The sequence below is a fragment of the Streptomyces cinereoruber genome (genome assembly GCF_009299385.1).
Taxonomy (GTDB): domain Bacteria; phylum Actinomycetota; class Actinomycetes; order Streptomycetales; family Streptomycetaceae; genus Streptomyces; species Streptomyces bikiniensis.
This window is the reverse complement of sequence record NZ_CP023693.1, coordinates 4,054,277-4,078,504: the sequence shown is the minus strand read 5'-3', so window position 1 is coordinate 4,078,504 and position 24,228 is coordinate 4,054,277. Positions and strand designations below refer to the sequence as shown.

Below are 24,228 nucleotides of genomic sequence, written 5' to 3'. Positions count from 1 at the left end.
GCCGCCGACAGGTGGCCCCTCTCACAGGAAGCACACATCACGATGGACGTCATTCTCCGCGCCGAAGGCGTGGACCTCTTCTACGGTGAGCAGCAGGCCGTCATCGGTGCCGATTTCACGCTCAAGCGCGGCGAAGTGGCCGCCATCATGGGCAGTAGTGGGTCGGGCAAGTCGTCGCTGTTGTACTGCCTCGCCGGAGTTCTGCCGCCCACCAACGGGGCGGTGACCTTCGACGGGGAGCGGCTGTCCTGCCTGCCCGACGGGGAACTCAGCGCGCTGCGGCGTACGCGGCTGGGCTTCGTCTTCCAGTACGGGGAGTTACTGCCGGAGCTGACCGTCGAGGAGAACGCGGCGCTTCCTCTTCGGCTCGCCGGGATCAGCAAGGACCATGCCCACGCGATGGCCGGCCAGGTGTTGAAGCGGCTCGGGATGAGTGACCTGGTGCGGCGCAGGACCTCGAAGCTGTCGGGTGGCCAGAGTCAGCGTGTGGCGGTCGCCCGGGCGTTGGTTCACCGGCCGGACGTGGTGTTCGCGGACGAACCGACCGGGGCGCTCGACAGCGTCAACGCGGCTGCTGTGCTGGATGAGTTCCTTCAGCTCGCGCGGAGGCAGAAGACCGCGGTGGTCATCGTCACCCATGACGCGGATGTCGCCGCGAAGGCCGATACGCAGTACACGATGACGGACGGGGTTCTGGCACAGCGGGTGGCGGTGTGAATCCGTTCCTCCTTGGGATGCGCCTGCTGTGGGGCAGTGGGCGCAGGGGGCGGATCCGCTTCCTGTTGATGTCGCTTGGCTCAGCGCTGGGGGTGGCTTGCCTTGCGGCAACCCTCAGCATTCCCACCATCATCGCTGCCAACGATACCCGTGTAACAAATCGGGCGGCGTCCTCGGGCGAAAACGCGAATGTCGTCTATCAGCAGTTCCTCGACCCTTACGGAGCACGACCATTGCGGCGGGTTTTCATTGGCCGCACGGGCTCGAGCCCTGTGCCTGTTCCTCCAGGGCTGAACGATCTCCCTTACCCCGGCGAAGCGATCGTCTCACCTAAGTTAAAGGAGGTCTTGACAGCCAACCCTCGTGCCGCAGGACTCGTGCCTGGACGCGTAATCGGTACGATTGGGCCCGCCGGATTGGGGGGCCCGGATGAGCTGTACGCCTACATCGGTGTACCTGCCGCCAGCCTTCCCGAAGCAAGGCCGCTGGGGCGCTTCGGAGCCACGTACACACGGCACGAGATCATCGACCTGTCGACTCTCGACATCCTGCGATTCACTCTCGGGTGCATCGTGTTGCTCCCTCTCGTCACCTTCCTCTCCGTCTGCGCACGCCTTTCCGGTGAGTCCCGCGCACGCAGGCTCGCAGCCCTCCGGCTTGTCGGGCTTAGCGCAAAGGACACATTGCGGGTTAACGCGGGAGAGAGCGTGGCTGCAGCTCTCGTTGGCGCCGTGGTCGGGCTTCTCGCATATCTGGGGGTCAATGAGATCGTGGCTCGGGTCGGATTACCAGGGCTGCATTGGTATCCGGAAGACGGGCGTCCCGAAGGCCTGACGGTGGCTGCATGTTTGCTCGGATGTCCGATGCTCGCTTGGGCTGTTAGCCAGTTCAGCGCGCGGCGGGCGGTCCTGTCACCGATCAGTGTGCGTCGAACCGGTGAGCGAAAGCCTCCGAAGAAGTACGGCACATTGCTTTTGGTCCCCGGACTCGGGGTCATCGGCGGGTACTGCGTGGTCAGCGCGATGGGGCGAGACCCATCGGGAGGTACGGCCAGCGCTGTGCTGATTCCCGGCGCCGTCCTGGTGACCGGGGCTGGGCTCGTCTTCGGGCTGCCTCCCATCACAGCACGGCTCGCACGGCGGCTGGCCGGAATGGTGAAGTCGCTGCCGGTGGCATTGGCCATGCGACGTACGGAGGTCGATCCGGGATCGTCGTTGCGAGTGGTGACCGGCCTCGTGCTCCTGGTGTTCGGAACCTCACTTACCCAAGGAGTGCTCATCGAACTGGACCAGGTGAGCCGATCCACCAATCCTGTCCAGGAATACGCCCTCCCGCTCAACCAACTTGACGCTCGCCAGCGCCTAGAGGCGCTCAGGGTGAAGAACGTGAAGGCTCATGCATTTTCTTCTGTTTCATGGGAGGAAAATACAGAGGAATACAAACCTCGGACGTATGCCGTAGTAGCTACATGCGAACAACTCTCCTCATTCACCGCAAAAGCGAGAGGATGTGTCGATGGGAAGGTCCTCCGCCTCGAGGATGAAAATTTCCCCTTCGACAGCGCAGCTGTCCCGGGGAAGGTATTCCCGTTCCTGCTCAGCAACGGACAGAAGATCAACGTCGCCGTTCCACAAGAAAGCATCCATGTTCGCGCATACCAGCCTTCAGAATTCGCAGGACCGAGCCTCCTCATTCCTCCCTCACTGATCCCTCCGGATGTCGTCCTTGCCGAAGGGCGTCTTGTGCTCCTCAGTGACGCCGACCCCACCACCGTCCGCTCCGTCCTGGACGGTATCGGGGCCGTTGCCCCCACCGCCTCCGTGGAGCCCGTCGGGATCGTGATCGACTCGCTTGCGCAGTTGACCGTGATTCGGAGTCTGTTGGTTGTCGGGATGGTGCTCGGGCTGGTGATCGGGGTGGCCGCGTTCGTCGTGTCCGTGGCTGATCGGGCCATGGAGAGGCGGGGGCAGGTGACGGCGCTCGCGTTGTTGGGGGCGCGGGCCGGGACGTTGCGGGTGGTGCAGGTGGTGCAGGTGGTGCTGCCGTTGGTGGTGGGGCTGGGGGCGGCGATCGTGGCCGGGTGGCTTGCCGAGTCCAGTTATCTGATCACCGGGGGCGGGGCCGTGCACTGGGACTGGGAGGGGCTGCCGCTGCTGTTCGCCTGTGCGCTGGGGGTGGTGGTCGCGGCCGCGCTCGCCTCCGTGCCCATGGTGCGGCGGCACATCGATCCCGAGCACATTCGGCGGGACTGATCCCGGTACGGGAGGTCGGTCTTCCACGGCGGGCCGCGAGTGCGTGAACGCGCTCGTGGCCCATGTCATGCCGCCAGGCTGTGGGCCGTGCGGCGTTCGATCCTCGTCGTCAGGGCCAGGGTCGCCGCCGCCGCGGCCGTGCCCGTCGCCAGGGCCGTCCACCACAGCACCGCCGGGCCCAGGGTCGTGTAGACCGTGACGCCCAGGGTCAGGGCCGCGAAGCGGGCCGTCCCCCACACCCACCCGAAGGCGCCCTGGTAGCGGCCGCGGGCGTGCGCCGGGGCCAGGTTCGCGACGACGCTCGCCGCGATGCCGGCCACCACCACCTCGCCGAGGGACCAGACCACGACCGACACCGTGTAGCCGACGACCCCGTCCGCGAGGCCGGTGAGCGCCACGCCCACCGCGATCAGCGTGCCGCCCGCGCTCTGCACCGCCAGCTGCGGCAGCCTCGCCAGCCACGCCGTCGCGAACGGCTGGAGCGCCACCACCAGGATCGCGTTGACCGCCGCCATCGCCCCGTACACCGCCGGGGAGAGGCCGCTGTCGCGGATCGCCAGCGGCAGGGCCACCTCGGTGAGCGAGTACACGAAGAGCTGGGCTCCGAAGAGGGGGAGGATCAGGAGGGCCAGGCGGTCGCGGAGGAGCACTCCGTAGCCGATCTCCTTCCCCCGTCCCTCGGTCGAGGACGGGGCTCGCTCCGGCTCCTTCACGCGGAACGTCACCACCAGGGCGTACAGGAGCATCGCACCCGCGTCCACCGCGAAGAGCAGCCAGTAGCCGTGGGCCGCGAGATAACCGCCCAGGACTCCCCCGACCGCCGTCCCGATGTTCACGCCCCAGCCGAAGAGGGCGTACGCGCGCCGGCGCCGTTCGCCGTCCACCGCGTCCGCGAGGAGCGCGTACGCGGCCGGCGAGACGGTGCTGCCCGCCGCGCTGATCAGCAGCGCGGCCGCCGCCATCGTCCAGACGCCGGGCGCGAGGAACAGCGCCCCCTGCGCCGCCGCCGTGCCGATCAGGCCGATGAGCATGGTGGGGCGGCGGCCGACGCGGTCGGCGAGGACGCCGCCGACGGCGGGGCCGAGGAGGTGGCCCGCGCCCAGGGCGCCGAGGACGTACGAGGTGTCGGAGCCGGTCACTCCCCGCGAGGCGAGGAAGAAGACCAGGAACGGGGTGACGAGGTAGCCGAGGCGGTTGACGATCGTTCCGGCGAAGAGCGTCCAGACGAGGGGCGGGAGGTTGCGGAAGGTCGTGGGCATGGGGGGAGGTTGCTCTTTCCGCGTCCGTTCCCTCCAATGATTAAGGTGGAGCCGAATCCATTCGGGGACCGGCCGCCGCACCGACGACGCCTCGGGGGCACGTACGCATGGAATCCGGACTCGTCTTCTCCGCCGCCGACCTCGCCCAGACCCGGTTCGCCGTCTCCCCCCTCTGGGAGGTAGTCACCAGCTTCCGGGTCCTCGCCCAGCGGTCCGACTCCGCCCCGCACCAGCGCTGGGCCGCCCAGGTCCGGCCCCGGATCGCCCGCGCCGGGCTCGACCGCGGGCGGCTCGCCGCCCTCGTGCCCGCCGACGGATACCTCGCGGACTTCCTCAACCCCACCCCCGACGGGCCCTTCCCCACCCTTGCCGCCGAACTCGACGCCGTCCGCCGCACCCCCGCCGGGCAGGTGCGGAAAGACCTTCGGAAGCTCGCCCTGGACGCGCGCCCGGGAGCGGGGCCGTGGGGTGCCGGTGGCGGGGTGCTCCGGGCCCTTCACGACGATCCCGTCGCCGTCCTGCCGAAGGTCGCCGACGAGATCGAGGTCTACTGGGAACTCGCCCTCGCCCCCTACTGGGCCCGCATCCAGAAGGTCCTGGAGGCCGACGTCTTCCACCGGGCCCGGCAGGTCGCCGAGCACGGTTCGGCCCGGGTCCTGGGCGAACTCCACGAGACCGTACGGTGGGACGACGGCACCCTGCGCCTCGTACGGCGCCACTGCGCGCTCACCCGCGACCAGGCCGGCTCCGGGCTGCTGCTCGTGCCCTCCGTCTTCGTCTGGCCCCGGGTCCTCACCCGGACCGTCCACCCCGATCCGCCGCAACTCGCCTATCCGGCGCGCGGTTTCGGGGCCGTGTGGGAGCCCCGTACCACCGCCTCCACGGACGCCGTCGCCGCCGTCCTCGGCCGTTCCCGGACCCTGCTCCTCGCCGCGCTCGACACCCCCGCCTCCACCACCTGGCTCGCCGCCCACTCCGGGCTGTCCGCCGCCGGCGTCTCCCAGCACCTCATCGCCCTGCGGAACGCGGGCCTCGTCACCGCCCACCGCAGCGGACGCTCCGTCCTCTACGCCCGCACCTCCGTGGCCGATCAGCTTCTCAACCCCTAGGGCCTGTCCGGCCCTGACCCGCCGGACAGGCCCTAGTGCCGGGCGTCCAGGCCCGGTACCCCCAGGTCCGAGAGGCCGTCGAGGACCAGGTCGACGCCGACGGCGGCGAGCAGGAGGCCCAGGAGGCGGCCGAGGAGCTCGATCGTGGCGTGGTGGGTGTGGAGCAGGACCCGGGTCAGGAGCAGGACGCAGACCAGGTCGAGGGCGATGACCGCCACGTACGCCCCGACCACCGTCGAGCGCCAGCTGAAGCCGGAGCGGGCGGCCGCCTCGATGAGCACCGCCGTCAGGGCGAGCGGGCTCACCACGTACGGCATCAGCAGCTCGCGCACCCCGCTGACCAGGTCCGGGGCGTCCTGGTGGGGGCCGTCGGAGCCGAGGTGCATGCCGAGGACGAGGCCGACCGCGTAGAGGAAGAAGATCAGGCCGCCCGCGAGCTGGAGGGCGGGGGTGCTGATGTGGAAGAGGTCGAGCAGCCAGGGGGCCGTGACGCCGGCGAGGATGCCGACGAGGACGGCCGCGGCCGAGGAGATGAGGGCGATCTTCCGCAGCTGGCCGGCGGGGTGGACCTGGGCGAGGCCGGCGAAGGAGAGGAGCACCTTCGGCGGGCCGACGACGGAGAAGAAGGTGATGAAGGCGGCGGAGAAGGTGAATGCGTTCACGTCTGCATCATGAGGCGGCCGGGTGATTTCTTCCGTTTTCCGGGCGTACGTCCGCGCGGTGTCGGGCGCGGCGGCCCGGCTCCGGCCGTGCGGCCGTGCTGCGGTGAGGGCGGGGCGCCACACGCCGCCCCGGATACGGACACGAGCGCGTACACGTGCACGTGTACGCGTACGCGTACGCGTACGCGCGCCGAACGAGGAGGACGTCGTGAAGTACCTGGTGATGGTCCAGGGGTCGCAGGCCGACTACGAGGCGATGGCGGGGCGCGGCTCCGCCGGCAGTCCCGCCTGGGACCGGGCGGGGATGCAGGCGATGTTCGACCACATGAACGCGATCAACGAGGAGCTCACCGCGAGCGGCGAGATGCTCGACGCCCAGGGGCTCGCCGCCCCGTCCACGACCCGCTTCGTGACGGTGGACGACACCGGGAACACGGTCGTCACGGACGATCCGTACGCGGCGGCCGAGGGCGTCGTCGCCGGCTACTGGCTCCTGGAGTGCGCCTCCCTGGAGCGCGTGACCGAGATCGCCGCGCGGGTGGCCCGCTGCCCGGTCCCGGAGGGCTCCCCGGCGTACCCGGTGGTCGTCCGGCCGGTGGACGAGGTCGGTCCGAGCCTGGACTGATCCCGGGCCGGTCCTCCCCGGCGCCTCCCCGCCCCAACTGTTCGTCAAATTTTCACACTTTCCACTCGGCCTCCCGTTGCGGACGCTACGGTTCCCGTGGGACGTAGATCACATCGCGAGGGTCCGGGGGGACACGTGCACGAGATGCTCAAGGGCGCCAACATCGGGCTGGCCGCCCTCGGCGAGGACACCGGCGCGGTCGTCGTCGGGCTGAGCTGGAGCAGCGCGGCGGGCGACGGCGACGCCGACGTCTCGCTGCTGCTCCTCGACGGCGACGGCAAGGTGCGCGGCGACTCCGACTTCTACTTCTACAACCGTCCCGCCGCCGAGGACGGAAGCGTGCAGCTCCTGGGCAAGGTCCCGACGGAGAACGGCAGCGAGGACCGGATCAGCCTGGACCTCACGGCGATCCCCGAGGACGTCGCCAGGATCGTGGTGGCGGCGAGCCGGGACGGCGGCGCCCGCTTCGGCGACCTGGACGACCTGCGCCTGACGCTCACGGACGGGTCGGGCGAGCCGCTGCTCGGCTTCTCCATCACGGACGCCACGGTCGAGACGGCCTTCATCTTCGGCGAGCTCTACCGGCGGAACGAGGAGTGGAAGTTCCGCGCCGTGGGCCAGGGGTACGAGACCGGACTCGCCGGGCTCGCCACCGACTTCGGCATCACCGTCGAGGAGGAGGACGAGGGCGGTGAAGTGGGAGCGGCCGGTGAAGGTGGCGAGGCCGGAGTCGGTGGCCCGGGCGTCGGCGGTACGGAAACGGAAGAGGCCGTCGTCACGGTCCCGGCGCAGAGGGGTCCCGGCGCCGGTACGGATCCGGCGCCGGCCTCGGATCCGGTGGCGGTCCCGGCCCCGGCCCAGGCCCCGACCTCGGTCCCGGCCGACGGGGCGGTCGGCGGATCGGTCCCGGCCGCTGACGGCGGGGCCGACCGGGCGGCCCCGACCACCGCCCGGCCCCGTGGCACGCGTACGGCCAAGAAGAAGGTCACCCTCCCGAAGGCCCCGAAGAAGTCGCTGGCGGAGAACGACTCCTGGAAGCCCGCCCGCCTCTTCCCCGTGCCCTCCTACAAGAGCGACCGGGAACGCGAGGTGCGCGCCACGTCGGTGCTGCTCTCCGTGATGGCGGAGGTCCCGGAGTTCGGCCGGCGCCTCACCGCCGGGTTCGGGGCGCCCGCGGGCCGGATGCAGACGTTCACCGAGGTGTCGCTGCCCCACGGGGACAGCCCGAAGCGCCCGGACGGCGTCATCCGCGCGGAACGGGCCGGGAAGCTGTGGACGGCGCTCGTCGAGACCAAGACCAACGGCAACCCGCTGAAGTCCGAGCAGGTGCAGACCTACATGGACATCGCCGCGCGGCGCGGGTACGAGGCCGTCATCACCCTGTCCAACGACGTGGCCCTGGAGGGCAGCCCCCTCGTCCGGGTCAAGACGGACGGGCGGCGCAAGCACAAGGTGTCGCTCTGGCACCTCTCGTGGGCCGAGGTCGCCCACCAGGCCCAGATGCTGATCCGGCACGAGGGCGTCGGGAACGCGGCGCACGCCTGGCTCCTCCAGGAGCTGCTCCACTACCTCCAGCACGAGAACTCCGGCTGTCACGGCTTCCAGAACATGGGGCCGGCCTGGGTGCCCGTGCGCGACGGCATCGACGCCGAGACCCTGTGCCAGGGCGATCCGCGCGCGGTGGAGGTCGTGGAGAGCTGGGAGCGGCTGATCCGCCAGGTCTGCCTGCGGCTCGGCGGCGAGCTGGGGCAGAAGGCGCTGCCCGTGCAGCGGGCCCGGCGCGGCACCGACCCGAAGTCCCGCCGCGCCGAGCTGGCCGACCGGCTCTGCGAGGAGGGGAAGCTCTCCGCGGAGGTACGGGTCGACGGCGCGCGGAGCATCCTGTCCGTCACGGCCGACCTCCGCACGGGGAAGATCCGCACGTCCATGGACGTGCCGGCCCCGGACGGCGCCTACCCGCTCTCGGTCGCGAAGCGCCTCCTGCGATTCCTGGAGGAGGCCCCGGCCGACCTGCACGTGGAAACCCTGCTCGACGGACGGAACGGGCCGCGCGGAACGCTGGAGCGGCTGCGGCCGGAGCCGGGCGACCTGCTGCCCGGGGACGGTGCCGAGATCACCGGCTTCCGGCTCTCGCTCTTCAAGGGGATGGGCAGCGGGCGGGGCAGCGCGGAGACGGGGTTCATCCGCAGCGTCGACCAGGCCGTGGACCGTTTCTACGGGTCGGTCGTCGCCCACCTGGGGCAGTTCGAGCAGCGCCGACCCGGCCGGACGCGGCAGACGGCCGAGCCTTCCGGTACGGGGTGAACCTTCCGGTACGGGCTGAGCCTTCCCGTACGGGCTGAGCCTTCCCGTACGGGCTGAGCCTTCCCGTACGGGTCGAGCCTTCCCGTACGGGTCGAGCCCTCCGGGCTCCCGGCCCCGGCCCGGCGGCCACCGCCCGCCACCCGTCGGCCACCGCCCGCCTCCCGTAGGGGGCGCCTCTCACCCGTCGGCCGTCGGTGTGCTTCTCCGGATGTCATCCTTGGACTACGACGGAGCCCCGGGCCGGGGAGTACATCACCCTCCGGGGTATCTGTGGAGGAGACGTTGTGGAACTCGATCTCGCGGGCGCGGAGCTCAAGGCCGTACTGAACCGGCTGCGCCGGGCGCAGGGTCAGATCTCCGGGGTGATCCGGATGATCGAGGAGGGCCGGGACTGCGAGGAGGTCGTGACCCAGCTCGCCGCCGCCTCCCGCGCCCTCGACCGGGCCGGTTTCGCGATCATCGCGACCGGTCTCCAGCAGTGCCTGACCGACATCGAGGGCGGCCGCGAGAACGGCGAGGACCGCGAGGCCATGCGGGCCCGCCTGGAGAAGCTGTTCCTGTCCCTGGCGTGATCCCCCGCGGGGCGCCGGGGAACCTCAGGCGTCCGCCAGGCCCTTCAGGCGCTTCGTGATGCGGGTGAGGCGTTCGCCCTGGTAGCGGGCGGCGGCGAGGGAGTTCTCGTCGGGGGCGCCGTGGGCGCCCGGGTGGGCCGTCCCGTAGGGGTTGCCGCCCGCCGCGTACACCGACGGGTCGGTGAAGCCGGGCGAGACGATGACCGAGCCCCAGTGGTGGAAGGTGTTGTAGAGGGCGAGCAGCGTCGACTCGTTGCCGCCGTGGACGTTGTGGGCGCTGGTGAAGGCGGTCGCGGGCTTGTCCGCCATGACGCCCCGCTGCCACAGGCCGCCCGACGTGTCGATGTACTGCTTGAGCTGCGCGGCCACGTTCCCGAAGCGGGTCGGGGAGCCGAGGGCGTACGCGTCCGCCCACTCCAGGTCCTCCAGCGTGGCGACCTCCACGTCGCCGGTGGCGTCCACGTGGGCGCGCCAGGCCGGGTTCGCGTCGATCGCGGCGTCGGGGGCGAGCTCGGGGACCCGGCGCAGGCGCACCTCGGCGCCCGCCTTCTCCGCGCCCTCGGCGACGGCCTGGGCGAGGCGGTGGACGGTACCCGTGGCCGAGTAGTGGATGACGGCGACCTTGACGGACATGACGGACTCTCCTCGATCTCTTTCTTCGGTCACTTCTTCGGTCACTTCACGGCGGTCTCCCCGCGTCCGGTCGGCCGGGAGCGGGTCCGCCCGAGTAAACGGATGACTATCCGCATGCTCGGGACGAGGCTAATCGGATAGCAATCCGTTTTGCAAGGGTGGCGGGTATGCTCGGTTCCAGGGGCAGGACACAGAGACAGGACACAGGGGCAGAAGGGCAGGAGTCCGCAGAGATGAGCACCGAGAACCCGCGGGCCGAGGAGCGCGAGACGCGGACGGCGGCGCCCGCGCCCGGGCTGCTCCCCACCCTCGACGCCCCCGCCCCCGAGCGCGCCGACGCGGCCCGCAACCGGCGCAGGATCCTCGACGCGGCCGCCCGGATCGTCGCCGAGCGGGGCCCCGACGCCGTCACCATGAACCAGGTCGCCCACGCCAGCGGCATCGGCGTCGGCACCGTCTACCGCCGCTTCGGCGACGTCTCCCAGCTCCTGTGGGCGCTCCTCGACGACCGCGAGCGCCGGTTCCAGGAGGCGTACATGAGCGGCCCGCCGCCGCTCGGGCCCGGCGCCCCGACCGCCGAGCGGCTCGACGCCTTCCTCGACGCCCTGGTCGACCGCGTCGCCGAGCAGCGCGAGATCCTGCTCGCCGCACACTCCGCCGCGCCCCGCGCCCGGTACCACAGCGGCGCGTACCGGCTGATGCACACCCACGTCGCCCTGCTCATCGGGCAGCTCAGACCGGGGGCGGACGGCGCGCTCCTCGCGCACCTGCTGCTCGCGCCCTTCTCCCCCGACGTCATGCACCACCTGGCCGTCGAGCAGGAGCTGTCGGGCGAGCGCCTCAAGGCGGGCGTACGGGAGCTGCTCACCCTGCGGCAGGGCAGCTGACGGCCCGCACCCCGGAACCCGTCCGCACCCCGGAACCCGTCCACACCCTGGAACCCGGCTGGACCTGCGGGCCCCCGGGACCGCACGATCCCGCCATGACGACCGAGATCGCGACCGAAACCGAAGCGGAGGCGGGCCCCGGGCCCAAGACCTTCCTGATCCTGCACGGCTTCCAGAACCACCGGCCGCCCGGCCACTGGCAGCACTGGCTCGCCGGGCGGCTGCGGGAGCGCGGGCACGAGGTCCGCTACCCGCAGCTGCCCTCGCCGGACGCGCCCGTGCTCGCCGAGTGGCTCGACGCCCTGGAGGAGCACGGACGGCGGCCCGCCGACAGCGAGTTCGTGGTCCTCGCGCACAGCCTGTCCGTCCTGCTGTGGCTGCGGGCCGGGGACCGCAGGCCGGACGCCGACCGGGTGCTGCTCGTCGCGCCGCCCTCGCCGCCCGTGACCGCCTCCATCCCCGAGATCGCCGCCTTCGCCGACGGCCTCGACCTCACCGGGGCCGGCCTCGCGGCGCGCCTCGTGTACGGGGACGGCGACCCGTACTGCCCCGACGGCGCCGACCTGCACTACGGCCGCCCGCTCGGCCTCGACCTCGACCACGTACCGGGCGGCGAGCACCTCAACCCCGCCACCGGGTACGGGGACTGGCCCTCGGTCCTGGAGTGGTGCGAGGACCCGTCGGTGCGGGTGAGGGGTCGGTAGGATCGGCCGGATGCACCCGGGGACCGCACCATACGACCAGGGCCTGCTCGATGTGGGCGACGGCAACCGCGTCCACTGGGAGGTCTCCGGCAACCCGGAGGGCAAGCCCGCGCTCGTCGTCCACGGCGGGCCGGGCTCCGGCTCCTCCCCGCGCTCCCGGCGCCTCTTCGACCCGGAGGCGTACCGGGTCGTCCTCTTCGACCAGCGCGGCTGCGGCCGCTCCGTCCCGCACGCGAGCGACCCGGCCGCCGACCTGTCCGTCAACACCACCGCCCACTTGGTCGCGGACATGGAGCGGCTGCGCGAGCACCTCGGGATCGACAAGTGGCTGCTGTACGGGGGCTCCTGGGGCTCCACGCTGATCCTGGCGTACGCGCAGGCCCACCCCGAGCGCGTCACGGAGATCGTGATCGCCGCCGTCACCACCACCCGCCGCTCCGAGACCGCCTGGCTGTACGAGGGCGCCGGACGCTTCTTCCCCGAGGCCCACGAGCGCTTCCGGGCGGGCGCCGGGGCCGGTCCGGAGGTCGGGGCGGAAGGGCTGGTCAGGGCGTACGCCGCCCTGATGAACCACCCCGAGCGGGCCGTACGGGAGAAGGCCGCGGCCGACTGGTGCGCCTGGGAGGACGCCGTCCTCTCGGCGGAGGGCATGGGCACCCCGTACACCGACCGCGTCGACGACGCCCGGCTCGGCTTCGTCCGGATCTGCTCGCACTACTTCGCGCACGGCGTCTGGCTGGAGGAGGGCGCCCTGATCCGCGACGCGCACCGGCTCGCCGGCATCCCCGGCGTCCTGGTCCACGGCCGGCTCGACATGGGCGGGCCGCTAGCCACCGCCTGGGAGCTGGCCCGCGCCTGGCCGGACGCCGAGCTGCACGTGGTCGAGCGCGCCGGTCACCTGGGTGGCGAGGAGACCGGCCGCCTGGTCCTCTCGGCCCTCGACCGCTTCGCGCGGACCTGACCTCCGCAAAAGCGACGAAACCGGCCGACCCGTAAGGGAATTGAGAATTCCAGATGTCAATCCTGTTCGACCCGGCAGGAATTGTGGCGGATCTGTTCACAGAACGCCCCCGAGATCGCTAACTTCCCCTCAACCTCGTCCGTACCGGGAAGGACTTCTGTGAACGCATCCCAGCGCCGAGCCGCGGCCATCCTCGCCGCCGCCGCCCTCGCCGCCCCGCTGGTCCTCTCTTCCCCCGCCACCGCGGGACAGGACCCCACGGCCGCACCCGCCCGTGATGCCGCCAAGCTGGCGAAGAAGCTGGTCCGCGAAACCACCGCCAAGGACGCCTACAAGCACCTGCAGAAGTTCCAGGCGATAGCCGACTCGGCCGGCGGCCACCGCGCGGCCGGTTCGCTCGGGCACGACGCCTCGGCGGCGTACGTGTACACGCAGCTCAAGAAGGCCGGTTACCACGTCTGGTACGAGAAGTTCGACTTCGAGTACACGGAGACGCTGGCCGAGAAGGCCTCCGTCGTCTCCCCCGCGCCCCGCGCGTTCGACATCAAGGCCATGACGTACACCAAGTCCACCCCGGTCGGCGGCGTCAAGGCCGAGCTGGTGGCCGTGCCGGTCGACGCCGACGCCACCACCGGCTGCGAGCCGGGCGACTTCGCCGCCGGCGCCTTCACCGGCAAGATCGCGCTCATCCAGCGCGGCGGCTGCGCCTTCGCCGTCAAGCAGCAGAACGCCGCCGACGCCGGCGCCGTCGCCGCCGTCATCTACAACAACGCCGACGGCGTCCTCTCCGGCACCCTCGGGGACGCCGCCTCCGGGAAGATCCCCACCGGCGGCATCACCCTGGCCGAGGGGCAGGCGCTCGCCGCCGACCTCGCCAAGGGCCCGGTCACCCTCTCCGTGGAGATCCGCCAGCTCCAGCAGACGCGCTCCACCAACAACGTCATCGCGGAGACCAAGGGCGGCAACGCCGCCAACACCGTGGTGCTCGGCTCCCACCTCGACTCCGTCACCGCCGGCCCCGGCATCAACGACAACGGCTCCGGCTCCGCCGGCCTCCTCCAGGCCGCCCTGAAGCTGGCCGCGTCGAAGGACAAGGTCCGCAACAAGGTCCGCTTCGCCTGGTGGTCGGCGGAGGAGAACGGCCTCCTCGGCTCCGAGCACTACGTGAAGAACCTCACGGAGCTCGACAAGAAGGAGATCAAGCTCTACCTCAACTTCGACATGATCGCCTCGCCGAACTACGGCCTGTTCGTGTACGACGGCGACGACTCGGACGGCGTCGGCGCGGGCGCCGGCCCCGCGGGCTCGGCGCAGCTGGAGCGCGACATCAACGAGTTCCTCGACAAGAACGGGCACCCGCACGAGGGCACCGACTTCACCGGCCGCTCCGACTACGGCCCGTTCATCGAGGTCGGCATCCCCTCCGGCGGCACCTTCACCGGCGCCGAGGGCATCAAGACCGCGGGCCAGGCGGCCAAGTTCGGCGGCCAGGCGGGCGTCGCGTACGACGTGAACTACCACGCCAAGGGCGACGACCTCAGCAACATCAACATGAAGGCGTTCGACATCAACATCGACGTCATCGCCAACGCCGTGGGCACCTACGCCCACGACATCTCCTCGCTCCGCAAGCCGGTCGTCTCCGTCCCGACCACCGGCGACGCGGGCAGCGGCGGCGGCCTGCACGACGACCACCACGAGGTCACCGAGTAGGCACCGCCGGCCGGCCCCGGGGGCCCTCCTCCGGCGGAACGTCGCCGGAGGAGGGCCCCCGCCCCGTTCCCGGCCGGCCTTCCGGGGCCCCTTCCGGGTGACAGGGGGCGGACCCGGAGGGGAGGTCACGGAGAGCAGGTGTGGACCCGCCGCGGGCCGCCTCCCCGGCCGGTGGCGGCCCGTTCACGCGCGCGACGGCGCCCGATTTCCGGTTCGTCACCGTTTGCACCGGCATCCCACCGGGCGGGCGTGGCTGCGCCGGGAGCCGCTCGCCCGGTAGGCTTTCCGTGTGATCTTCAAGCGCATCGGAAACGGAAAGCCGTATCCCGACCACGGCCGGGAAAGCACCCGGCAGTGGGCGGACGTCGCCCCGCGCCCGGTCCGCCTCGACCAGCTGGTCACCACCAAGGGCCAGCTGGACCTGGAGACCCTGCTCGCGGAGGACTCCACCTTCTACGGCGACCTCTTCGCGCACGTCGTGAAGTGGCAGGGCGACCTCTACCTCGAGGACGGACTGCACCGCGCCGTCCGCGCGGCGCTCCAGCAGCGCCAGGTGCTCCACGCCCGCGTCCTCGAACTGGACTGACGGCCGTCCCCGGAACGGGTGGACGACCGGCCGGAACGGGGCGGTCGCTGACCCTTTCGGGGTCAGTTCCACCCCATCCGGACGCGATCACATGATCATCAAGTAGGCATCGCCGACGGGCGGCATTACGCTGCGTTCATGAGCATGCTCACTCCCCCCGGCATGGGCGGAAAGTACCGCATCACGGGGGACGTCTACCCGCGCATGCGCCGCCCCCACCGCCGGCGCAGGATCGTCCTCGCGGCCACCGCCGCCGTGGTCGTGCTCGGCGCGGCCGGCTGGGGCACACTGCAACTCGTCGACGTGTTCTCCGGCGACGCGGGCACGAAGGCGGCGGCCGGGAAACAGGCCGACTGCAAACCCGCCCCCACGCCGACCGCCGCACCGGCCGCGGCCCTGCCCAAGCCCGCGCAGATCACGGTCAACGTCTACAACGCGACCCCGCGCAGCGGACTCGCCAAGACGACGGCCGACGAGCTGGCGAAACGCGGCTTCAAGGTGGGCAAGATCGGGAACGCGCCCGCCGCCTACGACAAGAAGGTCCCGGGCGCCGGACTGCTCCTCGGCGCGCCCGCCGCCACCAAGGGCGCCTTCCCGGTCCTCGGCACCCAGCTCGCGGGCGCCACGACCAAGACGGACACCCGGGCGACGGCGGACGTGGACCTGATCATCGGGACCGCCTTCAAGAACCTGTCCCCGAAGACGACGGCGGACGCGGCCCTGGTCGCCCTGACCAAGCCCGCGCCCGCTCCGACCGGGAAGTGCTGAGGACCTACTCGGCCGAGCCGTACATGCGGTCGCCCGCGTCGCCCAGGCCCGGGACGATGTAGCCGTTCTCGTTGAGGCGCTCGTCGACCGAGGCCGTCACGACGGTGACGGGGGTGCCCGCCAGCTCGCGCTCCATGACCTCGACGCCCTCCGGGGCGGCGAGGAGCACCACCGCGGTCACGTCGTCCGCGCCGCGCTTGATCAGCTCCTGGATCGCCGCGACCAGCGTGCCGCCGGTCGCCAGCATCGGGTCCAGGACGTACACCTGGCGGCCCGAGAGGTCCTCCGGCATCCGCGTGGCGTAGGTCGACGCCTCCAGCGTCTCCTCGTTGCGGATCATGCCCAGGAAGCCGACCTCGGCGGTCGGGAGCAGCCGGACCATGCCGTCGAGCATGCCGAGGCCGGCGCGCAGGATCGGGACCACCAGCGGGCGCGGGTGCGACAGCTTCACACCGGTCGTGGTCGTGACCGGGGTCTCGATGTCGACCTGCTCGGTCCGCACGTCCCGGGTGGCCTCGTAGGCGAGCAGGGTGACCAGCTCGTCGGCGAGACGGCGGAAGGTCGCGGAGTCCGTGCGCTTGTCGCGCAGGGTGGTGAGCTTGTGGGCGACCAGGGGGTGGTCGACGACGTGGAGACGCATGACTCAACAGTAGCCCGCCCCGCACTGGCGTCGATCCGCGCCACTGGGGGAAGGTGGGGGCACACGGACCCGGTGATGGGGTGGTGTGGCAGATGTCCGACCTGGAAGGACCGGCCGAGGGACCCGCCGAGGGGGCGGCCCGGAGCCCGGTGACGGAGACCGACGCGGAGCGGCGCAGGCGCCGCGCCCAGTTCCTCCGCGAGCTGCACGAGGCGAAGGCCCTGCGCGAGCGCGTGCAGCCCCGGCGCGCCCGGGCGGCCCGGATGCGACAGGCCATGCGGATGCGGACCTTCCGCTGGTGAGGACGCGGACCCTCCGCCGGTGAGGACGCGGATCTTCCGCTGGTGAGACCGGAGGGGCGCGGGGACGCGCCGGGGCCCCGGAGACCCCCGGGGCCGGTGGTACGGGTGCGCCCCGCCGGATGCCGTACGACCGGCGGAAACGGGCCCGGACCAGCGGCGACGGGGCGGGTCCCGCCGTGCGCCCCCCGAGTGCGCCGGGGTCGCGCGCCCGCCCGATAGCGGGGACGTTCAGACTGATGCACGACGCAAGAGCCGAAGACCTCTCCTGCGGGCGCCGTTTCTGTCACGATGCCGAGGGGGCGGGGCTCAGGACCGCGCCACCGGAACGTCACACCTTCTGATCAGTGGGAGAGAGTCAGGTGTACTTCGCCGCACTGCTCGCGCGCACCGAAGACGGGTGGGAAGCGAGCGACACGGAGCTCGACGACGTGGAGACCCTGTCGGATCTGGTCGAGCTGGCCCGCGACGCCTCGGACGACGACACGGTGATCGTCTTCATCGAGCAGGAGGACGCGTGGTTCGGACTCGTCCGGATCGAGGGGGAGGAGGACCCCCGCATCTACGTCTCGGACGGGGCCGCCGCGGCGCGTTCCTCGTACGGGGAGATGCTCACCCGGGAGATCCTCGGTGACGATCCGGAGGACCTGATCGACGAGCTGGAGTCGCTGGACCTGGACGGCACGGAGGACGGGGAACCGCTCGACGCCGACGGTGACGAGGACGACGAGGCGGGCTCCGTGGCCGCCGAGGCCGTCCCGGCCGCCCCGGTGGGCGACCGGCTGATCCTGGCGGACCTCGGTCTGCCGCCGGCCGAACTGCTCGCCCTGGAGACCGACGCGCTCGCGGAGATCGCGGACGCGCTGGGCGCCGGCGAGGTCCTGGAGGCCGTCCGCTAGTGGCCCCCGCGGCACCTGTTCCCGGGACCGGCTCCGGTCCCGGACCGAACCCCGATCCCGACCCCGATGCCGGCTCCGGCCCCGTACGGGATCCCCTACCGGATCCTCTGCGGGACCCCTGGCGGGACGCCATGCGGCTCGCTCTCGACGAGGCGGACGCGGCCGGGCCGGCCGGTGACGTACCGGTCGGCGCGGTCGTGCTCGGCCCGGACGGGAAGGTCCTCGCGCGGGCGCACAACGAGCGGGAGGCGGCCGGCGACCCCACCGCGCACGCCGAGGTGCTGGCCCTGCGCCGGGCGGCCGCGGCGACCGGGGAGTGGCGACTGACGGGCTGCACACTGGTCGTGACCCTGGAGCCGTGCGTGATGTGCGCGGGCGCCCTGGTCCAGTCCCGGGTGGAGCGGGTGGTGTTCGGGGCCCTGGACGAGAAGGCGGGCGCGGCGGGCTCGCTCTGGGACCTCGTACGGGACCGGCGGCTCAACCACCGCCCCGAAGTGATCCACGGCGTCCTCGGCGAGGAGTGCGCCCGACAGCTGACGGCCTTCTTCCGCGACCGCTGACGTGCCCCGTGAGCCCTCTCCGACCTGCGGCGGGATACGGATTTCATCGCAGCGCCAGTTTCGGCTAAGCTCTCTCTCGGTAGCGTGTCCGAGCGGCCGAAGGAGCTCGCCTCGAAAGCGAGTGTGGGGAAACTCACCGAGGGTTCAAATCCCTCCGCTACCGCTTCGATCGAAGGGCCCGGTTCATCAGAACCGGGCCCTTCGGCGTGTACGGAGGCCGGTACGGAGCCAGTGCACGGGACCGGTGCACGGGCCTCCGGCAGGGCGGCGCCGGTCGGGGGGAGCGGCATCGGGGGGACAAGCCGCTCCCCCCGGTGAGAACCGGGCCCTCAAGTCCGCGCCGTCGTCGGGGGAGGCCTCGCGGCGCGGACCCCGCAGTGCGGGCCGGTTCCGGAGCCCTTCGGATTCCTGCCGGGTCCTCCGGGCTCGACATCCATACTGCGCGCACGGCACCCTTCCGGCGGGCGGCAAAAGTCCCCGTTCTCCGGGCCCTTGGTCCGTAAAGGCTCGGTTAGAGTGGCGCGGTCGTACGGCGGGGGAACTGGGGAGGGCGGAAATGGCGCAGGCGAAGAAGGTCGCGCTGTACGCGGTCGTGGTCTTTGTTCTGTACACGATCGTCACGTCCCCGGCGAGGGCGGCGGATCTGGTCCAGGTAGGGTTCGAGGGCATTTCCAGCGCCGCCCAGGGTGTCGGCGAGTTCATGACCGAACTCATCAATTAGGAGCCCTCCGTGATCCGCCATCTGGTCCTCTTCAAGCTCGACGACGGCGTCGCCCGTGACGAGCCGCGCGTCGTCGCGGGCGTCGAGGCGTTCCGGGCGCTCGGCGAGCAGATTCCGGAGCTGCGGTTCTGGGAGTGCGACTGGAACATCACGGACCGGCCGATCGCGTACGACTTCGCCATCAACTCGGCCGTCGAGGACACCGACGCCCTCCAGCGCTATCTGGAGCACCCCGCCCACCAGGCGGGTGTCGCCCAGTGGCGGGAATTCGCCACCTGGGTGATCGCCGACTACGCGTTCTGATCCCCGGTCACGACCGAGGCCCCCCGCCGTCACGGCGGGGGGCCTCGCGCCTTCCGGCCCCCGCCCACCCCTCACCTCTCCCCCCATTCGGCCCTCTCTTCCCTCCCTCCGCGTCCTCAACACGTGGTTATGGGGTGCTTGCACACAGTGGACATGTCTTGTGATGCTATGACCGCTTTTGACGGATGAGTTGACCGTAGTTGACACCAGTCGACCCAGCAGGACCAGCCAAAGAGGTGGCGTGAACGTGCCGGCCAGTACAGCACCTCAAGTCCCGCCCCAGCACGAGGCAGGCGGCCCGGAGACCCCGCGCACGCGCCCCCAGAGCACCCGCGGCGCCGACACCCGCGCCCTCACCCAGGTCCTCTTCGGCCAGCTCAAGAACCTGGAGCCGGGCACCCCCGAGCACGACCGGGTGCGCGGCGCCCTCATCGAGGCCAACCTGCCGCTCGTCCGGTACGCGGCCGCCCGCTTCCGCTCCCGCAACGAGCCCATGGAGGACGTCGTCCAGGTCGGCACCATCGGCCTGATCAACGCCATCGACCGCTTCGACCCGGACCGGGGCGTGCAGTTCCCGACGTTCGCCATGCCGACCGTCGTCGGCGAGATCAAACGCTACTTCCGGGACAACGTGCGGACCGTGCACGTGCCCCGCCGGCTGCACGAGCTGTGGGTCCAGGTGAACGGCGCCACCGAGGACCTGACGACCGCCCACGGGCGCTCCCCCACCACCGCCGAGATCGCCGAGCGGCTGCGGATCGGGGAGGACGAGGTGCTCGCCTGCATCGAGGCCGGACGCTCGTACCACGCCACCTCCCTGGAGGCTGCACAGGAGGGCGACGGGCTGCCGGGCCTGCTCGACCGGCTCGGTTACGAGGACCCCGCGCTCGCCGGGGTGGAACACCGGGACCTGGTCCGGCACCTTCTCGTACAACTGCCCGAACGGGAACAGCGGATCCTGATGCTGCGCTACTACAGCAACTTGACCCAGTCTCAGATCAGCCAGGAACTCGGCGTCTCCCAGATGCACGTGTCAAGACTCCTCGCGCGGAGCTTCGCACGATTGAGATCCGCAAACAGGATCGAAGCGTAACCGGAACGGGTAGACCGGTTCGGAGTAGTTCCGCGCCGCACCGGATGCCGTAAACCCCTTGTTTCCTGCGGATATGCGCAGACATTGTGTCGACAAGTCACTACAGCGTGTTGCCGACATGTGACATTCTGCTGGAAGCGCGTTTGCCGCAGCCCCACCGCCGGTATTCAGGTGGTGGCTGCGTTCCTCAGACGGTCGCGGCACCGCGACCGTCCGCGACCTCAAGGGGGTGGCATGTCCACAGAACTGGACAGCTCCAAGGTGCTCACGCTCACGCCCGTTCCCGTCGTTCCCGTGCCCACGCAGACGACGGCGCCGACGGCGCCCGAGAGCGCGGAGCCCACGCCCCCGCCGATGCCCGTCACGACCGGCGCCCTCGACACCCGCACCCTCTCCCGCTCCCTCTTCCTGCGGCTGCGCGCCCTGGACGCGGAGGGCGCGGCCGCCGACAGCCCGGAGCGGACCTACGTCCGCGACACCCTCATCGAGCTCAACCTCCCCCTCGTCCGGTACGCGGCCGCCCGCTTCCGCTCCCGCAACGAGCCCATGGAGGACATCGTCCAGGTCGGCACCATCGGCCTGATCAAGGCGATCGACCGCTTCGACTGCGAACGGGGCGTGGAGTTCCCGACGTTCGCGATGCCCACGGTCGTCGGCGAGATCAAGCGCTTCTTCCGCGACACCTCGTGGTCCGTGCGGGTCCCGCGCCGGCTCCAGGAGCTGCGCCTCGCCCTCACCAAGGCCGGCGACGAGCTCGCCCAGAAGCTCGACCGCTCCCCCACCGTCGCCGAACTGGCCGCCGTGCTCGGGGTGTCGGAGGAGGACGTGGTCGACGGCCTCGCCGTCGGCAACGCGTACACCGCCTCCTCGCTCGACTCCCCCTCGCCCGAGGACGACGGCGGCGAGGGCTCCCTCGCGGACCGCCTCGGTTACGAGGACACCGCGCTCGAAGGCGTCGAGTACCGCGAGTCGCTCAAGCCGCTGCTCGCCAAGCTCCCGCCCCGCGAGCGGCAGATCATCATGCTGCGCTTCTTCGCCAACATGACCCAGTCGCAGATCGGCGAGGAGGTCGGCATCTCCCAGATGCACGTCTCGCGCCTGCTCACCCGCACCCTGGCCCAGCTCCGGGACGGCCTCATCTCCGACTGACCCCCTTCGGACGGTCCTCGACCGGCCCCCTCGGACGGCGGTACGCCGACGAGGGGGCCGCTCGCCGTCCGGCGACCGCCGGGGAGCGGGCCCGGAGGGCCCGGAGAAAACAGAAGCGGGCCGGTCCGCGTGGTGCGGAGCCGGCCCGCCCTGGACGTGCGGGACGTGCGGGACGTGCGGGGGGCGCAGGCCGTACGGGACGTGCGTCGTGCGAGCTGTGCGAGACCTGCGGAACGGTCAGCCGAACGCGAGCCAGGCGACGCCCGCCAGGATCACGACGGCCGCGAACACTCCCGCGATCAGGCCCACCCGGGGGCCCGAGGAGGCGGCGACAGCCTGCGGCTGCTGCTGCGGGGCGCCCTCGTCGACGAAGGCGCGGAACATCTGGGTGCTGCCGGCGGGGTCGTAGGAGCCCTCGGGGCCCTGGCCCTGGCCGTACGGTGCTTGGGGGTTGTGTGCCATGGGCCAGGACCCTAGCGAAGTCGGCCGGGTCGCCCAACCCCGGCCGCCCCGCGACCCGCGCGAGGGGCCGCGCACGGCTCCTCGGCTCCCCTTTGCCGATTCTTTAGCGCTGTTTGACCGATTTAGTTTGCCTGGAGCAACCATCCATCTCTATGGTTGCCCTAAGCAACAAGATATGTGGAGTACGCGGTGGAGCACGCGATAAACACAGGAAACCGGTACGAGAACCTCGCCCGCCAGGTGAGCGCCATCGGGGCTGTGAAGCGCGGACTCGCGCGGACCCTGCCCGCCGAGTGCCCCGGCGGATCCGCGATCGTCCTCGCGCTCCTCAACCACCACGGGGACATGCGGATGGGCCGCGTCTCCGAGCTGATGGCCGTCGACATGTCGGTCAGCAGCCGTCACGTGGCCCACACCGTGGACCGCGGCTGGGTCGAGCGCCTGCCCGACCCCGCCGACCGGCGCTCCCGCATCCTCCATCTGACCCCGGCGGGCGAGTCCATGCTCGCCGTCCTCGACCGACGGCTGACCGACGTGCTCGCCCGCACCCTCGCGGAGTGGTCCGACGACGACGTCGAACTGCTCACCACCCTGCTCGCCCGCCTCCGCGATTCCTTCGGGGACTGCCGGGCCCACCACGCTTGAGAACGAAGGAAGTCCATGGCTAGCACCACACCAGAGACCGGTGTGCGCGGCGGGAGCGCAAAGGAGGGGGACCTCGCCTCCGGCGGCGCCCCGATGACGCACAAGCAGATCATGGAGGCGCTCTCCGGGCTGCTGCTCGGCATGTTCGTCGCCATCCTGTCCTCGACGATCGTCTCCAACGCCCTGCCGCAGATCATCACCGACCTGGGCGGCGGCCAGTCCGCCTACACCTGGGTCGTGACCGCGGCCCTCCTGGCGATGACCGCGACCACCCCGCTCTGGGGCAAGCTCGCGGACCTCTTCTCCAAGAAGCTGCTCGTCCAGATAGCCCTGGTCATCTACGTCGCGGGCTCGGTCGTCGCCGGCCTCTCGCAGAGCACCGGCATGCTGATCGCCTGTCGCGTCGTCCAGGGCATCGGCGTCGGCGGTCTGACCGCCCTCTCCCAGATCATCCTGGCCGCCATGATCGCCCCGCGCGAGCGCGGCCGGTACAGCGGCTACCTGGGCGCGACCTTCGCCGTCGCCACCGTCGGCGGCCCGCTCCTCGGCGGCGTCATCACCGACACCGACTGGCTCGGCTGGCGCTGGTGCTTCTACGTCGGCGTGCCCTTCGCGCTCATCGCGCTGCTCGTCCTGCAGAAGACCCTGAAGCTCCCCGTCGTGAAGCGCCAGGTCAAGGTCGACTGGGCCGGCGCCTTCCTCATCAGCGCCGCCGTCTCCCTGCTCCTCGTCTGGGTCACCTTCGCGGGCGACAAGTACGACTGGATGTCCTGGCAGACGGCCGTCATGGTCCTCGGTTCCGTCGCCCTCGGCGGGCTCTTCCTCCTGGTCGAGTCGAAGGCGAGCGAGCCGATCATCCCGCTCCGCCTGTTCCGCAACCGCACGATCACCCTGGCCTCGCTCGCCTCGCTCTTCGTGGGCGTCGCGATGTTCGCCGGCACGGTCTTCTTCAGCCAGTACTTCCAGCTGGCGCGCAACGAGTCGCCGACGATGTCCGGCGTCCTCACCATCCCGATGATCGCGGGCCTGTTCGTCTCCTCCACCGTCTCCGGTCTGATCATCACCAAGACCGGCCGCTGGAAGGCGTGGCTGGTCAGCGGCGGCGCCCTGGCCACCGGCGGCCTCGGCCTGCTCGGCACGATCCGGTACGACACGGAGTACTGGCACATCGCGCTCTTCATGGCGCTCCTCGGCCTCGGCCTCGGCATGATGATGCAGAACCTGGTGCTCTGCACCCAGAACCAGGTGGCCCCCGCCGACCTCGGCGCCGCCTCCTCCGTCGTCACCTTCTTCCGCTCCCTGGGCGGTGCGGTCGGCGTCTCGGCGCTCGGCGCGGTCATGGCCCACCGGGTCACGGACTACGTCAAGGAGGGCCTGGCCGAGCTGGGCCCGAAGGCCGCGGGCGCCATGGGCCAGGGCGGCACGGGCGGCGGCATCCCCGACATGGACAAGCTGCCGGCCCCGATCCGCACGGTCATGGAGGACGCGTACGGCCACGGCGTCGCGGACGTCTTCCTCTACTCGGCGCCGTTCGCGCTGCTCGCCTTCCTGGTGACGCTGTTCATCAAGGAGGTCGCCCTCAAGAGCGGCACGGTGAAGGCGGAGGAGAAGGCGGTCGTGGACGAGAAGGTCACGGCGAACGCCAGGTAGGAGAAGCTCCCGGCCGCGCTTCGAGCGGAGGCGCGGCCGGGTCGGTACGGAGCGG

26 protein-coding genes and 1 tRNA gene are annotated in these 24,228 nt (G+C 71.2%); 22 read left to right on the top strand and 5 right to left on the bottom strand.

All coding sequences use genetic code 11. The annotated features are described in order from the left end of the window. The first annotated feature begins 42 nt into the window (after window positions 1-42). Window positions 43-717, top strand: coding sequence for an ABC transporter ATP-binding protein (locus CP977_RS18225; protein ID WP_062753550.1), 675 nt, complete (start codon window positions 43-45; stop codon window positions 715-717). Further along, a complete protein-coding gene (locus tag CP977_RS18220; protein ID WP_152370480.1) occupies window positions 714-2,969 on the top strand; it encodes an FtsX-like permease family protein in 2,256 nt (751 codons plus the stop codon). The genes CP977_RS18225 and CP977_RS18220 overlap by 4 nt, the downstream gene beginning before the upstream one ends. Before the next feature lie 65 nt (window positions 2,970-3,034). Here the strand turns inward: CP977_RS18220 and CP977_RS18215 are convergent, their stop codons facing one another. After that, window positions 3,035-4,228 carry an MFS transporter gene (locus tag CP977_RS18215; RefSeq protein ID WP_062753553.1) on the bottom strand — a complete coding sequence of 398 codons (1,194 nt, stop codon included), beginning with the start codon at window positions 4,226-4,228 and terminating at the stop codon, window positions 3,035-3,037. 107 nt (window positions 4,229-4,335) lie between these two features. On the opposite strand from CP977_RS18215, the gene CP977_RS18210 reads away from it, so the two are divergent. After that, on the top strand, window positions 4,336-5,337 hold the full coding sequence (locus tag CP977_RS18210) for an ArsR/SmtB family transcription factor (RefSeq protein WP_062753555.1): 1,002 nt from the start codon (window positions 4,336-4,338) through the stop codon (window positions 5,335-5,337). Window positions 5,338-5,369: 32 nt separating this feature from the next. On the opposite strand, the gene CP977_RS18205 is transcribed toward CP977_RS18210, so the two are convergent. Then, the gene (locus tag CP977_RS18205; RefSeq protein ID WP_062753557.1) at window positions 5,370-5,999 is read right to left on the bottom strand and encodes a MarC family protein; all 630 of its coding nucleotides are present in this window, start codon (window positions 5,997-5,999) and stop codon (window positions 5,370-5,372) included. A gap of 208 nt (window positions 6,000-6,207) precedes the next feature. Between CP977_RS18205 and CP977_RS18200 the strand changes: the two genes are divergently transcribed. The 3 genes from CP977_RS18200 (at window position 6,208) to CP977_RS18190 (ending at window position 9,500) form a co-directional block, all read left to right on the top strand. Then, window positions 6,208-6,624, top strand: coding sequence for a YciI family protein (locus tag CP977_RS18200; RefSeq protein WP_062753559.1), 417 nt, complete (start codon window positions 6,208-6,210; stop codon window positions 6,622-6,624). Between the two features lie 144 nt (window positions 6,625-6,768). Then, complete coding sequence (locus CP977_RS18195) at window positions 6,769-8,928, top strand: TerD family protein (protein WP_152371588.1); 2,160 nt, start codon at window positions 6,769-6,771, stop codon at window positions 8,926-8,928. A gap of 284 nt (window positions 8,929-9,212) precedes the next feature. Further along, window positions 9,213-9,500, top strand: a complete 288-nt coding sequence (locus CP977_RS18190) for a metal-sensitive transcriptional regulator (RefSeq protein WP_062753561.1) — start codon at window positions 9,213-9,215, stop codon at window positions 9,498-9,500. A gap of 24 nt (window positions 9,501-9,524) precedes the next feature. Here CP977_RS18190 and wrbA read toward each other — a convergent pair whose 3' ends face one another. Then, entirely contained in the window at window positions 9,525-10,133 is a 609-nt protein-coding gene (gene wrbA, locus CP977_RS18185) for an NAD(P)H:quinone oxidoreductase (protein ID WP_152370479.1), read from the bottom strand. 233 nt (window positions 10,134-10,366) lie between these two features. Between wrbA and CP977_RS18180 the strand changes: the two genes are divergently transcribed. The 6 genes from CP977_RS18180 (at window position 10,367) to CP977_RS18155 (ending at window position 15,752) form a co-directional block, all read left to right on the top strand. Then, window positions 10,367-11,020: a TetR/AcrR family transcriptional regulator gene (locus CP977_RS18180; protein ID WP_062753565.1), complete on the top strand. Its 654-nt coding sequence runs from the start codon at window positions 10,367-10,369 to the stop codon at window positions 11,018-11,020. A 95-nt stretch (window positions 11,021-11,115) separates the two neighbouring features. Further along, window positions 11,116-11,724, top strand: a complete 609-nt coding sequence (locus tag CP977_RS18175) for an RBBP9/YdeN family alpha/beta hydrolase (protein ID WP_062753567.1) — start codon at window positions 11,116-11,118, stop codon at window positions 11,722-11,724. Between the two features lie 10 nt (window positions 11,725-11,734). Further along, on the top strand, window positions 11,735-12,685 hold the full coding sequence (pip, locus tag CP977_RS18170) for a prolyl aminopeptidase (RefSeq protein ID WP_109186723.1): 951 nt from the start codon (window positions 11,735-11,737) through the stop codon (window positions 12,683-12,685). 159 nt (window positions 12,686-12,844) lie between these two features. After that, window positions 12,845-14,398: a M20/M25/M40 family metallo-hydrolase gene (locus tag CP977_RS18165; RefSeq protein WP_062753572.1), complete on the top strand. Its 1,554-nt coding sequence runs from the start codon at window positions 12,845-12,847 to the stop codon at window positions 14,396-14,398. Between the two features lie 289 nt (window positions 14,399-14,687). Continuing rightward, window positions 14,688-14,984 carry a type II toxin-antitoxin system VapB family antitoxin gene (locus CP977_RS18160; protein ID WP_030209440.1) on the top strand — a complete coding sequence of 99 codons (297 nt, stop codon included), beginning with the start codon at window positions 14,688-14,690 and terminating at the stop codon, window positions 14,982-14,984. Window positions 14,985-15,122: 138 nt separating this feature from the next. Next, window positions 15,123-15,752: a LytR C-terminal domain-containing protein gene (locus tag CP977_RS18155; protein ID WP_062753574.1), complete on the top strand. Its 630-nt coding sequence runs from the start codon at window positions 15,123-15,125 to the stop codon at window positions 15,750-15,752. Between the two features lie 4 nt (window positions 15,753-15,756). On the opposite strand, the gene upp is transcribed toward CP977_RS18155, so the two are convergent. Continuing rightward, on the bottom strand, window positions 15,757-16,392 hold the full coding sequence (gene upp, locus CP977_RS18150; protein ID WP_062753576.1) for a uracil phosphoribosyltransferase: 636 nt from the start codon (window positions 16,390-16,392) through the stop codon (window positions 15,757-15,759). Between the two features lie 92 nt (window positions 16,393-16,484). Here upp and CP977_RS18145 point away from each other — a divergent pair, with 92 nt between their 5' ends. From CP977_RS18145 to CP977_RS18115, 8 genes are all read left to right on the top strand, one after another. Beyond that, window positions 16,485-16,694 carry a hypothetical protein gene (locus CP977_RS18145; RefSeq protein ID WP_030209434.1) on the top strand — a complete coding sequence of 70 codons (210 nt, stop codon included), beginning with the start codon at window positions 16,485-16,487 and terminating at the stop codon, window positions 16,692-16,694. A 359-nt stretch (window positions 16,695-17,053) separates the two neighbouring features. Further along, window positions 17,054-17,590, top strand: a complete 537-nt coding sequence (locus CP977_RS18140; protein ID WP_062753578.1) for a tRNA adenosine deaminase-associated protein — start codon at window positions 17,054-17,056, stop codon at window positions 17,588-17,590. Between the two features lie 131 nt (window positions 17,591-17,721). Beyond that, window positions 17,722-18,150, top strand: coding sequence for a tRNA adenosine(34) deaminase TadA (gene tadA, locus CP977_RS18135; RefSeq protein WP_062753580.1), 429 nt, complete (start codon window positions 17,722-17,724; stop codon window positions 18,148-18,150). A 78-nt stretch (window positions 18,151-18,228) separates the two neighbouring features. Continuing rightward, window positions 18,229-18,313, top strand: a tRNA-Ser gene (locus CP977_RS18130). A 393-nt stretch (window positions 18,314-18,706) separates the two neighbouring features. Continuing rightward, window positions 18,707-18,871 (top strand): hypothetical protein, encoded by a 165-nt coding sequence (locus CP977_RS34125; RefSeq protein ID WP_163013800.1) that lies wholly within the window; start codon window positions 18,707-18,709, stop codon window positions 18,869-18,871. A 9-nt stretch (window positions 18,872-18,880) separates the two neighbouring features. Further along, entirely contained in the window at window positions 18,881-19,174 is a 294-nt protein-coding gene (locus tag CP977_RS18125; protein WP_062753582.1) for a Dabb family protein, read from the top strand. Window positions 19,175-19,421: 247 nt separating this feature from the next. Then, window positions 19,422-20,267, top strand: a complete 846-nt coding sequence (locus CP977_RS18120; RefSeq protein ID WP_062756968.1) for an RNA polymerase sigma factor SigF — start codon at window positions 19,422-19,424, stop codon at window positions 20,265-20,267. Between the two features lie 234 nt (window positions 20,268-20,501). Next, window positions 20,502-21,416: an RNA polymerase sigma factor SigF gene (locus tag CP977_RS18115; protein ID WP_183953323.1), complete on the top strand. Its 915-nt coding sequence runs from the start codon at window positions 20,502-20,504 to the stop codon at window positions 21,414-21,416. Window positions 21,417-21,653: 237 nt separating this feature from the next. On the opposite strand, the gene CP977_RS18110 is transcribed toward CP977_RS18115, so the two are convergent. Then, entirely contained in the window at window positions 21,654-21,878 is a 225-nt protein-coding gene (locus CP977_RS18110) for a hypothetical protein (protein WP_152370477.1), read from the bottom strand. Between the two features lie 201 nt (window positions 21,879-22,079). Between CP977_RS18110 and CP977_RS18105 the strand changes: the two genes are divergently transcribed. Next, a complete protein-coding gene (locus CP977_RS18105; protein WP_062756969.1) occupies window positions 22,080-22,523 on the top strand; it encodes a MarR family winged helix-turn-helix transcriptional regulator in 444 nt (147 codons plus the stop codon). A 93-nt stretch (window positions 22,524-22,616) separates the two neighbouring features. Next, complete coding sequence (locus CP977_RS18100; RefSeq protein ID WP_471957861.1) at window positions 22,617-24,173, top strand: MDR family MFS transporter; 1,557 nt, start codon at window positions 22,617-22,619, stop codon at window positions 24,171-24,173. Window positions 24,174-24,228: the final 55 nt, after the last annotated feature.

Coding starts and splice junctions, on each gene's coding strand:
- CP977_RS18225 (WP_062753550.1), top strand. CDS start 43: ATGGACGTCATTCTCCGCGCCGAAGGCGTGGACCTCTTCTACGGTGAG.
- CP977_RS18215 (WP_062753553.1), bottom strand. CDS start 4,228: ATGCCCACGACCTTCCGCAACCTCCCGCCCCTCGTCTGGACGCTCTTC.
- CP977_RS18210 (WP_062753555.1), top strand. CDS start 4,336: ATGGAATCCGGACTCGTCTTCTCCGCCGCCGACCTCGCCCAGACCCGG.
- CP977_RS18195 (WP_152371588.1), top strand. CDS start 6,769: ATGCTCAAGGGCGCCAACATCGGGCTGGCCGCCCTCGGCGAGGACACC.
- wrbA (WP_152370479.1), bottom strand. CDS start 10,133: ATGTCCGTCAAGGTCGCCGTCATCCACTACTCGGCCACGGGTACCGTC.
- CP977_RS18180 (WP_062753565.1), top strand. CDS start 10,367: ATGAGCACCGAGAACCCGCGGGCCGAGGAGCGCGAGACGCGGACGGCG.
- CP977_RS18175 (WP_062753567.1), top strand. CDS start 11,116: ATGACGACCGAGATCGCGACCGAAACCGAAGCGGAGGCGGGCCCCGGG.
- pip (WP_109186723.1), top strand. CDS start 11,735: ATGCACCCGGGGACCGCACCATACGACCAGGGCCTGCTCGATGTGGGC.
- CP977_RS18155 (WP_062753574.1), top strand. CDS start 15,123: ATGAGCATGCTCACTCCCCCCGGCATGGGCGGAAAGTACCGCATCACG.
- upp (WP_062753576.1), bottom strand. CDS start 16,392: ATGCGTCTCCACGTCGTCGACCACCCCCTGGTCGCCCACAAGCTCACC.
- CP977_RS18145 (WP_030209434.1), top strand. CDS start 16,485: ATGTCCGACCTGGAAGGACCGGCCGAGGGACCCGCCGAGGGGGCGGCC.
- tadA (WP_062753580.1), top strand. CDS start 17,722: ATGCGGCTCGCTCTCGACGAGGCGGACGCGGCCGGGCCGGCCGGTGAC.
- CP977_RS34125 (WP_163013800.1), top strand. CDS start 18,707: ATGGCGCAGGCGAAGAAGGTCGCGCTGTACGCGGTCGTGGTCTTTGTT.
- CP977_RS18115 (WP_183953323.1), top strand. CDS start 20,502: ATGTCCACAGAACTGGACAGCTCCAAGGTGCTCACGCTCACGCCCGTT.
- CP977_RS18110 (WP_152370477.1), bottom strand. CDS start 21,878: ATGGCACACAACCCCCAAGCACCGTACGGCCAGGGCCAGGGCCCCGAG.
- CP977_RS18100 (WP_471957861.1), top strand. CDS start 22,617: ATGACGCACAAGCAGATCATGGAGGCGCTCTCCGGGCTGCTGCTCGGC.